The 12620-nt window shown below is 51.0% G+C and carries 11 protein-coding genes; 8 read left to right on the top strand and 3 right to left on the bottom strand.

The genetic code is table 11. The annotated features are described in order from the left end of the window. Nucleotides 1-100: 100 nt before the first annotated feature. The 5 genes from FC814_RS16575 to fadK are packed head-to-tail and all read left to right on the top strand — an operon-like array spanning nt 101 to nt 5149. On the top strand, nt 101-865 hold the full coding sequence (locus tag FC814_RS16575; protein WP_137326197.1) for an electron transfer flavoprotein: 765 nt from the start codon (nt 101-103) through the stop codon (nt 863-865). Between the two features lie 19 nt (nt 866-884). After that, nucleotides 885-1823, top strand: a complete 939-nt coding sequence (locus FC814_RS16580; protein WP_137326198.1) for an electron transfer flavoprotein subunit alpha — start codon at nt 885-887, stop codon at nt 1821-1823. Between the two features lie 55 nt (nt 1824-1878). Continuing rightward, nucleotides 1879-3156 (top strand): FAD-dependent oxidoreductase, encoded by a 1278-nt coding sequence (locus tag FC814_RS16585; RefSeq protein WP_137326199.1) that lies wholly within the window; start codon nt 1879-1881, stop codon nt 3154-3156. After that, nucleotides 3153-3446 (top strand): ferredoxin family protein, encoded by a 294-nt coding sequence (locus tag FC814_RS16590; protein ID WP_000081469.1) that lies wholly within the window; start codon nt 3153-3155, stop codon nt 3444-3446. Before FC814_RS16585 ends, FC814_RS16590 begins: the two co-directional genes overlap by 4 nt. A 56-nt stretch (nt 3447-3502) precedes the next feature. Further along, nucleotides 3503-5149 (top strand): medium-chain fatty-acid--CoA ligase, encoded by a 1647-nt coding sequence (gene fadK / locus FC814_RS16595; protein WP_137326200.1) that lies wholly within the window; start codon nt 3503-3505, stop codon nt 5147-5149. A 55-nt stretch (nt 5150-5204) separates the two neighbouring features. On the opposite strand, the gene ppsA is transcribed toward fadK, so the two are convergent. Next, nucleotides 5205-7583: a phosphoenolpyruvate synthase gene (gene ppsA, locus FC814_RS16600; protein ID WP_000069383.1), complete on the bottom strand. Its 2379-nt coding sequence runs from the start codon at nt 7581-7583 to the stop codon at nt 5205-5207. A gap of 331 nt (nt 7584-7914) precedes the next feature. Here ppsA and ppsR point away from each other — a divergent pair, with 331 nt between their 5' ends. From ppsR to hemP, 3 genes are all read left to right on the top strand, one after another. Then, on the top strand, nt 7915-8748 hold the full coding sequence (ppsR, locus tag FC814_RS16605) for a posphoenolpyruvate synthetase regulatory kinase/phosphorylase PpsR (RefSeq protein WP_000368057.1): 834 nt from the start codon (nt 7915-7917) through the stop codon (nt 8746-8748). Nucleotides 8749-8904: 156 nt separating this feature from the next. Then, nucleotides 8905-9951, top strand: a complete 1047-nt coding sequence (gene aroH, locus FC814_RS16610; RefSeq protein WP_001082212.1) for a 3-deoxy-7-phosphoheptulonate synthase AroH — start codon at nt 8905-8907, stop codon at nt 9949-9951. Nucleotides 9952-10082: 131 nt separating this feature from the next. Beyond that, nucleotides 10083-10274 carry a hemin uptake protein HemP gene (gene hemP, locus FC814_RS16615; protein WP_010345977.1) on the top strand — a complete coding sequence of 64 codons (192 nt, stop codon included), beginning with the start codon at nt 10083-10085 and terminating at the stop codon, nt 10272-10274. Nucleotides 10275-10277: 3 nt separating this feature from the next. On the opposite strand, the gene selO is transcribed toward hemP, so the two are convergent. Both selO and FC814_RS16625 read right to left on the bottom strand, forming a co-directional pair. Next, nucleotides 10278-11714 carry a protein adenylyltransferase SelO gene (selO, locus tag FC814_RS16620; RefSeq protein WP_137326201.1) on the bottom strand — a complete coding sequence of 479 codons (1437 nt, stop codon included), beginning with the start codon at nt 11712-11714 and terminating at the stop codon, nt 10278-10280. A 62-nt stretch (nt 11715-11776) separates the two neighbouring features. Next, a complete protein-coding gene (locus FC814_RS16625; protein ID WP_024165138.1) occupies nt 11777-12490 on the bottom strand; it encodes an EAL domain-containing protein in 714 nt (237 codons plus the stop codon). Nucleotides 12491-12620 lie beyond the last annotated feature (130 nt).

The raw sequence follows: 12620 nt of genomic DNA on the forward strand, positions 1-12620 counted from the left end.
CTGATAGAAACAGAAGCCACTGGAGCACCTCAAAAACACCATCATACACTAAATCAGTAAGTTGGCAGCATCACCCCGTATGCGACCCACAGGAGAAATCATGAAAATAATAACCTGCTTTAAGCTGGTGCCTGAAGAACAGGACATTGTTGTCACTCCCGAATACACCCTTAATTTCGACAATGCCGACGCAAAAATCAGCCAGTTCGATCTCAATGCCCTTGAAGCTGCAAGCCAGCTTGCAACAGATGACGATGAGATAGCCGCGCTGACCGTTGGCGGTTCGTTATTGCAGAACTCGAAGGTGCGCAAAGACGTGTTATCACGCGGGCCACACAGCCTGTATATGGTGCAGGATGCCCAACTTGAACACGCGCTGCCCGTCGATACCGCAAAGGCGCTGGCAACCGCAGCAGAAAAAATCGGCTTTGATTTACTGATCTTTGGCGAAGGTTCCGGCGATCTCTATGCCCAGCAGGTCGGTCTGCTGGTAGGGGAAATCTTGCAACTTCCGGTGATTAATGCAGAGAGTGCCATTGCGCGTCAGGGCGATACATTGGTGGTTGAACGCACACTCGAAGAGGAAGTTGAAGTTATTGAACTCTCGCTTCCCGCCGTACTTTGCGTCACGTCTGATATCAACGTTCCACGTATCCCCTCCATGAAAGCCATTCTCGGTGCAGGCAAAAAACCGGTGAACCAGTGGCAGGCGAGTGACATCGGCTGGAGCCAGACCACGCCACTTGCTGAACTGACCGGCATTCGCGTACCGCCGCAAACAGAACGTAAACACATCATTCTCGATAACGATTCGCCGGAAGCGATTGCCGAGCTGGCGGAACACCTGAAGAAAGCCCTGAACTAAAGCCAACGGAGAAGAAACGATGAGTCAATTAAACAGCGTCTGGGTCTTTAGCGATAACCCTGATCGTTATGCTGAACTGTTTGGCGGTGCGCAGCAATGGGGGCAACAGGTGTATGCCATTGTGCAAAATGCCGACCAGGCGCAGGCGGTTATGCCTTATGGCCCAAAATGTATTTATGTTCTTGAGCAAAACGATGCGCTGCAACGCACTGAAAATTACGCTGAAAGCATTGCTGCCCTGCTTAAAGATAAACACCCCGCTATGTTGCTGATGGCCGCGACGAAACGCGGTAAAGCTCTGGCAGCACGGTTAAGTGTGCAACTGAATGCGGCGCTGGTGAACGATGCCACGGCGGTGGATATTGTCGATGGTCACATTTGCGCCGAACACCGTATGTATGGCGGGCTAGCGTTCGCTCAGGAAAAGATCACCAGCCCGCTGGCGATAATTACCCTTGCGCCCGGTGTTCAGGAACCGTGCACGAGCAATGCTTCTCATCAATGCCCGATTGAAACGGTGCCTTACGTTGCCCCGCGTCATGAAATTCTCTGTCGCGAACGCCGTGCGAAAGCGGCAAGCAGTGTGGATCTGAGTAAAGCAAAACGCGTGGTCGGCGTCGGTCGCGGTCTGGCGGCGCAGGATGACCTGAAAATGGTTCACGAACTGGCGGCGGCGCTGAATGCTGAAGTCGGCTGCTCACGCCCGATTGCCGAAGGCGAGAACTGGATGGAACGTGAACGTTATATCGGCGTCTCCGGCGTGTTGCTGAAATCCGATCTCTACCTGACGCTGGGGATTTCCGGGCAGATCCAGCATATGGTCGGCGGCAACGGCGCAAAAGTGATTGTCGCCATCAATAAAGATAAAAACGCGCCAATCTTTAACTATGCCGACTACGGTCTGGTGGGCGATATCTACAAAGTCGTCCCCGCCCTGATTAGCCAGTTGAGCCGCTAATTCCCCTTTCAACCACATCTCCCGCTGTAAACGCAGCGGGAAGGGAGCATAACGCATGTCGGATGACAAATTTGATGCCATTGTGGTCGGTGCGGGCGTTGCCGCACTGGTGATGGCGCGAGCCGGGCTGGATGTCCTGGTAATAGAACGTGGCGATAGCGCCGGATGCAAAAATATGACTGGCGGGCGTCTTTATGCCCACACGCTTGAGGCTATTATTCCCGGCTTTGCTGCATCTGCACCGGTTGAACGCAAGGTCACACGCGAGAAAATCTCTTTCTTAACCGAAGAAAGCGCCGTTACCCTCGATTTTCACCGTGAGCAACCGGATGCCCCGCAGCAAGCGTCTTATACCGTATTGCGCAACAGCCTCGATCCGTGGCTGATGGAACAAGCAGAACAGGCGGGTGCGCAGTTTATCCCGGGCGTTCGCGTCGATGCCCTGGTTCGTGAGGGAAACAAGGTCACTGGCGTCCAGGCCGGGGATGATATTCTCGAAGCCAATGTGGTGATTCTGGCCGATGGCGTTAACTCAATACTTGGTCGTTCGCTGGGCATGGTTCCCGCCTCCGATCCGCATCATTACGCTGTTGGTGTTAAAGAGGTCATTGGCCTCACGCCAGAACAAATCAACGATCGCTTTAACGCCACCGGCAATGAAGGTGCCGCCTGGCTGTTTGCCGGTTCCCCTTCTGACGGCCTTATGGGCGGTGGATTCCTCTATACCAACAACGATTCCGTATCGTTGGGTTTGGTCTGCGGATTGGGTGATATCGCCCATGCGCAAAAAAGCGTGCCGCAAATGCTGGAAGATTTTAAACAGCACCCCGCCATACGTCCGCTGATTAGCGGTGGCAAACTGCTTGAATATTCCGCGCATATGGTGCCGGAAGGTGGTCTGGCGATGGTGCCGCAACTGGTTAACGATGGTGTGATGATCGTCGGTGACGCCGCCGGTTTCTGCCTCAATCTTGGCTTTACGGTTCGCGGAATGGATTTAGCCATCGCGTCGGCACAGGCTGCTGCCACAACGGTGATTGCCGCCAAAGAACGCGCGGATTTCTCCACCAGCAGCCTGGCGCAATACAAACGTGAGCTGGAACAGAGTTGCGTCATGCGCGATATGCAGCATTTTCGTAAAATCCCGGCGCTGATGGAAAACCCGCGCCTGTTTAGCCAATACCCACGAATGGTCGCTGACATCATGAACGATATGTTCACCATCGACGGTAAACTTAACCAGCCGGTACGCAAGATGATCATGGGACATGCGAAGAAAATTGGGCTGGTCAACTTGCTTAAAGATGGCATTAAGGGAGCAACCGCACTATGAGCCAGAATTCTACGGTTAATGTTGACGTCAAATTAGGCGTCAATAAATTCCATGTTGATGAGGGACATCCGCACATCATTCTGGCGGCAAATCCCGATATCAATGAATTTCGTAAATTAATGAAAGCCTGCCCGGCCGGACTTTATAAGCAGGATGACGCAGGAAATATTCATTTTGATTCTGCCGGTTGTCTCGAATGCGGAACCTGTCGGGTGCTTTGCGGCAACACTATCCTCGAACAATGGCAATACCCTGCTGGCACTTTCGGTATTGATTTCCGCTACGGTTAATCACGCATCCCACAGGCCTGTACGTCGGGCCTGACGTTTTGTTTCGAGAGTCCAAAATGAAAGTAACATTAACGTTTAACGCGCAGCGTCGTGCTGTCTATCGGCAGCAAGGGTTATGGGGTGATGCTTCGCTGGCTGACTACTGGCAGCAAACTGTGCGAGCGATGCCTGACAAAATAGCTGTGGTCGATAATCATGGTGCATCGTACACCTATAGCGTGCTCGATCAGGCCGCGAGCTGTCTGGCAAGCTGGATGCTGGCGAACGGTATTGAAGCCGGCGATCGCGTCGCATTTCAACTGCCGGGCTGGTGTGAATTTACCGTTATCTATCTTGCCTGCCTGAAAACCGGTGCGGTATCCGTGCCGCTGTTACCTTCCTGGCGAGAAGCGGAACTGGTGTGGGTGCTCAATAAGTGCCAGGTCAAAATGTTTTTTGCCCCGACGTTGTTTAAACAAACGCGTCCGGTAGAGTTAATCCTGCCGCTGCAAAATCAGCTTCCACATCTGCAACAAATTGTCGGCGTGGACAAACTGGCTCCCGCCACATCGTCTCTCTCGTTACGCCAGATTATTACCGATAATACCCCGCTGACGACGTCGATATCGGTTCACGGCGATGAATTAGCGGCAGTGCTGTTTACCTCCGGAACTGAAGGTATGCCAAAGGGCGTGATGCTGACACATAATAATATTCTCGCCAGCGAGCGGGCATATTGTGCGCGGCTGAATCTGACATGGCAGGATGTTTTTATGATGCCTGCGCCGCTGGGTCATGCGACAGGTTTTCTGCATGGCGTAACGGCGCCGTTTTTGGTAGGCGCACGGAGCGTATTGTTAGATATTTTCACCCCTGAAGCCTGTCTCTCGCTACTTGAGCAACAACGTTGCACCTGTATGCTCGGCGCAACGCCGTTTGTCTATGACCTTTTGAATTTACTGGAGAAACAGCCCGCAGATCTTTCTGCGCTGCGTTTCTTCCTTTGCGGTGGCACCACGATCCCAAAAAAAGTGGCGCGTGAATGCCAACAGCGCGGCATTAAATTGTTAAGTGTTTATGGCTCCACAGAAAGCTCGCCGCACGCGGTGGTGAATCTCGACGATCCGTTGTCACGCTTTATGCATACCGATGGTTACGCTACCGCTGGCGTGGAAATCAAAGTCGTCGATGACGCACGCAAGACCTTACCGGCCGGTTGTGAAGGTGAAGAGGCCTCGCGTGGCCCCAATGTGTTTATGGGTTATTTTGATGAACCTGAATTAACCGCCCGCGCGCTGGATGAAGAAGGCTGGTATTACAGCGGTGATCTCTACCGCATGGATGAGGCTGGCTATATAAAAATAACCGGACGTAAGAAAGATATTATTGTCCGTGGCGGCGAGAATATTAGCAGCCGTGAAGTGGAAGATATATTGTTGCAGCATCCCAAAATTCATGATGCCTGCGTGGTTGCGATGCCCGATGAACGCTTAGGCGAACGCTCGTGTGCTTATATTGTATTAAAATCGCCACATCATTCATTATCTCTGGAAGATGTGGTAGCATTTTTTAGCCGTAAACGGGTCGCGAAATATAAATACCCTGAACATATCGTGATAACTGAAAAATTACCCCGCACTGCATCCGGTAAAATACAAAAATTTTTACTCAGGAAAGATATTATTCAGCGATTAAGCGAGGGTCATTGCGGAATTACTGAATAAGATTCGTATCCGCGAATAGCTAGCCCCGGCGACAATATGCCGCCGGGGCTATATTTTATTTCTTCAGTTCAGCCAGACTTAACCAGGTTTGCACTACAGTGTCTGGGTTCAGAGACAGGCTGTCGATTCCCTCTTCCATCAACCATGCTGCAAAGTCTTCGTGGTCAGATGGCCCCTGACCGCAAATCCCGACGTATTTGCCCTGTTTCTTCGCGGTACGGATTGCCATCGACAACAGTGCTTTCACGGCATCGTTGCGCTCATCGAACAGTTCAGACACCACGCCGGAGTCACGATCCAGGCCAAGCGTCAGCTGCGTCATGTCGTTTGAGCCGATAGAGAAGCCGTCGAAATATTCGAGGAACTGTTCTGCCAGCAAGGCGTTGGACGGAATTTCACACATCATGATGATCTTCAGACCGTTCTCACCACGTTTCAGTCCCTGACGCGCCAGTTCTTCAACCACCGCTTTCGCCTGGTCAACGGTACGCACGAACGGGATCATGATCTCAACGTTGGTTAACCCCATGTCGTTGCGCACACGTTTCACCGCTTCACACTCCAGCGCGAAGCAGTCGCGGAAGCTATCAGAAACGTAGCGACCGGCGCCACGGAAGCCCAGCATCGGGTTCTCTTCATGCGGCTCGTAACGTTCGCCACCGACCAGGTTAGCATATTCGTTGGATTTAAAATCAGAGAGACGGACAATAACGCGCTTCGGATAAAACGCTGCGCCCAGCGTCGCGATCCCTTCAGTCAGACGACCAACGTAAAATTCACGCGGAGAATCAAAGCCTTTCATCATCTCGCGGATTTCGTTTTGCAGCTGCGGTTCCTGGTCGTCAAACTCAAGCAGTGCACGCGGGTGAACGCCAATCATGCGGTTGATGATAAATTCCAGGCGCGCCAGACCTACGCCTTCATTTGGCAAGCAGGCGAAGTCAAACGCACGATCCGGGTTACCGACGTTCATCATCACTTTCAGCGGCAGATCCGGCATGGTTTCCACGCTGGAGCTTTTCACGCTAAATTCCAGCAACTCGGCATAAACGTAACCGGTATCGCCTTCAGCACAAGAAACAGTGACATTCTCACCGTCTTTCATCCGTTCGGTCGCATCGCCGCAGCCAACCACCGCCGGAATACCCAGTTCGCGTGCGATGATCGCCGCGTGACAGGTACGACCGCCACGGTTGGTGACGATGGCTGATGCTTTCTTCATGATCGGTTCCCAGTCCGGGTCGGTCATGTCAGTGACCAGCACGTCACCTGGTTCGATGCGGTTCATTTCGCTGATGTCATGAATGACTTTCACCGGCCCCGCGCCAATGCGATGACCGATAGCACGGCCTTCGGCGATAATCTTGCCCTGTGAATGCAGCGTATAACGTTCCATGACCTGGCCGCGTGAACGCACGGTTTCCGGACGCGCCTGCACAATAAACAGTTTGCCGGTGTGGCCGTCTTTCGCCCACTCAATATCCATCGGGCGACCGTAGTGTTTCTCAATTTGTACGGCCTGTTTTGCCAGCTCCTGCACTTCTTCATTGGTCAGCGAGAAGATGTCACGTTGTTCCTGCGGTACGTCTTCAATTTTAACTTGTTTACCGTGTTCCTGGGTCGGCGCGTAGACCATGCGGATTTTTTTCGACCCCATGGTACGGCGCACGATAGCCGGGCGATTCGCCGCCAGCGTCGGTTTATGCACGTAAAATTCATCCGGGTTAACCGCGCCCTGCACAACCATCTCGCCGAGCCCCCATGCGGAAGTGATAAACACCACCTGGTCGAAACCGGATTCGGTATCAATGGAGAACATCACGCCAGAGGACGCGAGGTCGGAACGCACCATCCGCTGAACACCGGCGGAGAGCGCGACGCCACGGTGATCGTACCCCTGGTGAACGCGATAAGAGATGGCGCGATCGTTAAACAGGGAAGCAAAGACATGCTTCACTGCCACCAGTACGGCGTCAAAACCCTGAACGTTGAGGAAGGTTTCCTGCTGACCGGCGAAGGAGGCGTCCGGCATGTCTTCTGCGGTGGCGGAGGAGCGCACCGCAAAAGAGGCGTTTTCGTCATCGGCGGAAAGCTGTGCATAGGCTTCGCGGATGGCGTTTTCCAGCTCAGGCTGGAAGGGAGTGTCGATAATCCACTGGCGGATTTGCGCACCTGCTTTCGCAAGCTGGGTAACATCGTCAATATCCGTTTTATCCAGCAGTTCATAAATGCGCTGGTTTACGCCGCTTTGATCCAGAAACTGGTTAAACGCATCGGCGGTTGTGGCGAAACCATTCGGAACGGAAACGCCCATTCCGGAAAGGTTAGTAATCATTTCACCCAGGGAGGCATTTTTGCCCCCAACCCTGTCTACATCATTCATGCCGAGTTGGTTATACCAAAGCACCAGCGGTGACGAGCCATTGTTGGACATCGAACAATCCTTTTGTGATAAATGAACGGTTTGAGAAACACATTTCTGCGCATTTATCTTTGCATATTTAACCGGATGAAAAAAACGGTGAATCGTTCAAGCAAATATATTTTTTTACTTTTTAAGACTGATCCCAGCGTTGCGCAAATCTGTTATCTTCGATAATTCCCACATAAACCATCGGTATAAACGAAACCGAAAAATGAAATGCTGTTTTCATAAAAAATAAAATTGAAGGTTCATTTTATAAACCCGGCATAACGTTCTACGCTTCTGTGCATTTTTAATTTATGCTTTCATAGAATTATGTCTGCATCACAGGAAGAACAAAATGGATAATGCTGTTGATCGCCACGTTTTTTATATTTCTGATGGTACGGCAATAACTGCGGAGGTATTAGGACACGCAGTGATGTCGCAATTTCCTGTTACTATCAGCAGCATTACGCTGCCGTTTGTCGAAAATGAGAGCCGTGCACGGGCGGTGAAAGACCAAATAGACGCGATTTATCAGCAGACAGGTGTGCGCCCGCTGGTCTTCTACTCCATCGTGTTGCCGGAAATTCGCGCCATCATTTTGCAAAGTGAAGGCTTTTGCCAGGATATCGTTCAGGCGCTGGTTGCCCCGCTACAACAAGAGATGAAACTGGACCCAACGCCGATTGCTCACCGTACTCACGGCCTGAATCCCAATAATCTGAATAAATATGATGCACGTATTGCGGCGATTGATTACACCCTCGCCCACGATGACGGTATTTCGTTGCGCAATCTGGATCAGGCACAGGTGATCCTGCTCGGCGTTTCTCGCTGCGGTAAAACTCCCACCAGTCTGTATCTGGCGATGCAGTTTGGTATCCGCGCGGCAAACTACCCCTTTATTGCCGACGATATGGACAACCTGGTGCTACCCACGTCGCTCAAACCGCTACAGCATAAACTGTTCGGGCTGACCATCGACCCAGAGCGTCTGGCGGCTATTCGTGAAGAACGTCGGGAAAACAGCCGCTATGCCTCGCTTCGTCAGTGCCGGATGGAAGTCGCGGAAGTAGAAGCGTTGTACCGTAAAAATCAGATCCCGTGGATCAACAGTACCAATTATTCGGTAGAAGAGATTGCCACCAAGATCCTCGATATCATGGGTCTTAGTCGCCGAATGTACTAGGGAACTAGTATAAAGGTTCGTTTTTTTGTTATTATGCCGTCAATTGAGCGAAGTGTTGCCTGCCTCGCACTTGAAATCAGCAGGGATTGGTTTATCGTGATGCGCATCACTTCTTGGCATCCCTGCCGTTGAAGCAACAAATTTCTGAGACTTGTAATGAACAGAACTGACGAACTCCGTACTGCGCGTATCGAGAGTCTGGTAACGCCCGCCGAACTCGCGCTACGGTATCCCGTAACGCCTGGCGTCGCCAGCCATGTCACCGATTCCCGCCGTAGAATTGAAAAAATACTGAATGGTGAAGACAAGCGACTGTTGGTCATTATTGGCCCCTGCTCGATCCACGATCTTACCGCTGCAATGGAGTACGCCACCCGTCTGCAGGCACTGCGCAACCAGTACCAGTCACGGCTGGAAATCGTAATGCGCACCTATTTTGAAAAACCACGAACCGTTGTCGGCTGGAAAGGATTAATTTCCGACCCGGATTTAAACGGCAGCTATCGCGTAAATCACGGCCTCGAACTGGCGCGTAAGTTACTGTTACAGGTAAATGAGCTGGGCGTCCCCACCGCGACCGAATTTCTCGATATGGTGACCGGTCAGTTTATTGCCGACTTAATTAGCTGGGGCGCGATTGGCGCACGCACTACAGAAAGCCAGATCCACCGCGAAATGGCGTCCGCGCTCTCATGCCCTGTAGGCTTTAAAAATGGTACTGATGGCAACACGCGTATTGCCGTGGACGCGATTCGCGCGGCGCGCGCCAGCCATATGTTCCTCTCGCCAGACAAGAACGGCCAGATGACCATCTACCAGACCAGTGGCAACCCGTATGGGCACATTATTATGCGTGGTGGCAAAAAACCAAATTATCATGCCGATGATATCGCCGCCGCCTGCGATACATTGCACGAGTTTGATTTGCCAGAACATCTGGTGGTGGATTTCAGCCACGGCAACTGTCAGAAGCAGCACCGCCGTCAGTTAGAAGTTTGTGAGGATATTTGCCAGCAAATCCGCAATGGCTCTACGGCGATTGCCGGAATTATGGCGGAAAGTTTCCTGCGTGAAGGTACACAAAAAATTGTTAGCAGTCAGCCACTCACCTACGGTCAGTCAATTACCGATCCATGTTTAGGCTGGGAAGATACTGAACACCTGGTCGAAAAACTCGCCTCTGCGGTAGATACCCGCTTCTGAATGCGTGCCCATTCCGTCGGGAATGGGCATTTCTACTCAATATCTTGTCTTATCAATGAATTATTACTTGCCCTGGCGCAAGATTGTATTGATAATAAGAATCATTGTTATATCAATTATTATTAGTTTTTATGAGCTATACGGACAGCAGCAGACTCACGCCTAAAACGGATGCAAATCAGAAGATCTCTTCCCCACAGCCTGTTCGACGGATTGCCAGCCAGACACTGTTAGGTCCGGATGGCAAACTGATCATTGATCATGACGGACAAGAATATCTGCTCCGTAAAACACAGGCTGGCAAGCTGCTGCTGACAAAGTAGCGTTTAACTCGAACAGCTGACTTCCAGTCGTTTGCCCCAGTCCGGTGGGCGGCTGACATAATCATCATCTCTGTCGCTGAAAGGATTTCGCAACGCCTCATGCAGGCGGTGTAATTCCGTCATATCGCCCTGTTCCGCCGCCTCAATGGCTCGTTGTGCCAGCCAGTTGCGCAACACCAGCGCCGGATTGACGCTTTGCATCAGTTGCTGACGTTCGCTGTCGGTGACGTTATCTTGCTGCAAACGCGCCCGATAACGGGCAAACCAGTCATCAAATGCCGCACGATCAATAAACTCATCACGCAGTGGCGATGCCGGACTGCGCTGTTCAACCAGGCTAAGGATGCGGAATGTACGGGTATAGTCGCTGCGCTCACGCGCCATCAGACTGAATAATTCATTCAGCAGCGCGTTATCCTCTTTCTGCTCCGTCATAAAGCCCAGCTTCTGCCGCATACGTTGTCCGTAATGCGTCAACAAAACCTGTTGATAGCTGTCCAGCGCCGTATTGAGCGCATCCACAGAAATAAATGGCGACAATGTCTGTGCCAGACGCTGTAAATTCCACAACGCGACGGCAGGCTGATTATCAAAACTATAACGCCCCTGATGATCCGAGTGGTTACAGATAAAGCCAGGCTCGTAATCATCGAGGAAGCCGAACGGCCCGTAATCGAGGGTCAGGCCAAGAATCGACATGTTGTCAGTGTTCATAACACCATGAGCAAAACCGACTGTCTGCCAGTGAGCCATTAACGACGCGGTACGTGCGACAACATCGGTAAACCAGAGACGGTATTTATCCTCATCATCCTGAAGATGTGACCAGTAATGTCGGATGGCAAAGTCAGCCAACTGGCGAACCTTTTCCGGCTCGCGGCAATAGTAAAAGTGTTCGAAGTGACCAAATCGCAGATGGCTTTGTGCCACGCGCATTAACATCGCGCCTGATTCTACCGTTTCCCGATAAACTGGCGTATCGCTGGTAACAATGCTTAAAGCGCGCGTCGTAGGAATGCCCAGATAATGCATCGCCTCACTGGCGAGACTTTCACGAATCGTAGAGCGCAATACCGCCCGTCCATCGCCCATTCGCGAATAAGGCGTCAGCCCCGCTCCTTTCAGATGCCAGTCCATTGTTGTGCCATCGGCGAGTTGTTGCTCACCGAGAAGAATGCCACGCCCGTCACCCAACTGGCCCGCCCAGACGCCAAACTGATGACCGCTGTAGACCTGCGCCAGTGGCGACATGCCAGGTAGTAATGTTTCTCCCCCCCACACGCCGGCGCCACTTTCAAACAGCGACGAGGGAATACCCAGCGTGTTAGCCAGTTCTGCATTATGCCAGATCAGCCGGGCGTTATTTAAAGGCGTGGGGGAAAGTGCTGTATAGGTTGCTGGCAATTCATCGCGCCAGCGGGTAATAAAAGACAGGGTCATAGATCCTCCTGTCTGATAGTGTAGACGGTTACCCTCATCTTAAACACCAGCAAACAAAAGGGTTATCGCTGAACCAGCGTTGTTACCTGACTTACGGGAACTGCAGGCCATAAGCATCCTTGTAGGGCATGAAAACCATACGGTGTGATTCGCGCCAACATTCCTGGGGTATCGATACCTGCCGCAATGATATAGCTGCAACAAGGCGAAATTTGCGTATGAATAGCACGAATAAATGGTGCGAAGGATGTATTAGCTATTTGTTGCTGAACAAAGCCTTTATCCAACATAACTCGAGTGAAAAGACCATCAAATATTGCTTTCATGGTGCTGTTACCCGCACCTAAATCCCCCAACACCAATGGACAAATTTGAGATAAGCGCAAGAGATTACAATTATCTTTCCCCTCATTAAGTTGTGGATAATTTTCATTAATCCGCAATTCAATAAAAGGAAATTTTAATAGTTGGTCTGCGTAATTATTAGCACCTAATAATAATTTTGCTACTTGTGGCGTTAAATTAATCCATGCAAAAATTTTGTGTTGAATAAAAAAATGTTGGCATGATTTAAGTAATTCTAACTGCTCGGCAAATAGCTGCCAATGCTGTTCCTCAGAAAGCTGCGCCATAACCCGCGTCGTCGGGATGCGAACCATACCGTCTTCACTGGAGAAATGGGTTATTATTTCAACCCCAACAAGATTTTGCCGGCTATCTCTTATCGGCAGGAAATAGCAATCAGAATGATAAACATTATCCAGTAAAATCTTCATGGTAATCGCCCTTCTCCAGAAATATTTTTACAAATCCGGCTAAAAAGGATGAGGCCATAAAGTATAAAAAAAACAGAAGGGATAACTTTCATTTGTTCCTTGTTAACCACTTTTTCATGGGTCCTTTTTT

Source organism: Escherichia sp. MR (assembly GCF_005280595.1).
GTDB lineage: Bacteria > Pseudomonadota > Gammaproteobacteria > Enterobacterales > Enterobacteriaceae > Escherichia > Escherichia ruysiae.

Excerpts from the sequence above, each read along its gene's own strand:
- FC814_RS16580 (WP_137326198.1), top strand. The coding sequence starts at position 885 with ATGAGTCAATTAAACAGCGTCTGGGTCTTTAGCGATAACCCTGATCGT.
- FC814_RS16625 (WP_024165138.1), bottom strand. The coding sequence starts at position 12,490 with ATGAAGATTTTACTGGATAATGTTTATCATTCTGATTGCTATTTCCTG.
- FC814_RS16575 (WP_137326197.1), top strand. The coding sequence starts at position 101 with ATGAAAATAATAACCTGCTTTAAGCTGGTGCCTGAAGAACAGGACATT.
- ppsA (WP_000069383.1), bottom strand. The coding sequence starts at position 7,583 with ATGTCCAACAATGGCTCGTCACCGCTGGTGCTTTGGTATAACCAACTC.
- FC814_RS16585 (WP_137326199.1), top strand. The coding sequence starts at position 1,879 with ATGTCGGATGACAAATTTGATGCCATTGTGGTCGGTGCGGGCGTTGCC.
- hemP (WP_010345977.1), top strand. The coding sequence starts at position 10,083 with ATGAGCTATACGGACAGCAGCAGACTCACGCCTAAAACGGATGCAAAT.
- FC814_RS16590 (WP_000081469.1), top strand. The coding sequence starts at position 3,153 with ATGAGCCAGAATTCTACGGTTAATGTTGACGTCAAATTAGGCGTCAAT.
- fadK (WP_137326200.1), top strand. The coding sequence starts at position 3,503 with ATGAAAGTAACATTAACGTTTAACGCGCAGCGTCGTGCTGTCTATCGG.
- selO (WP_137326201.1), bottom strand. The coding sequence starts at position 11,714 with ATGACCCTGTCTTTTATTACCCGCTGGCGCGATGAATTGCCAGCAACC.
- ppsR (WP_000368057.1), top strand. The coding sequence starts at position 7,915 with ATGGATAATGCTGTTGATCGCCACGTTTTTTATATTTCTGATGGTACG.
- aroH (WP_001082212.1), top strand. The coding sequence starts at position 8,905 with ATGAACAGAACTGACGAACTCCGTACTGCGCGTATCGAGAGTCTGGTA.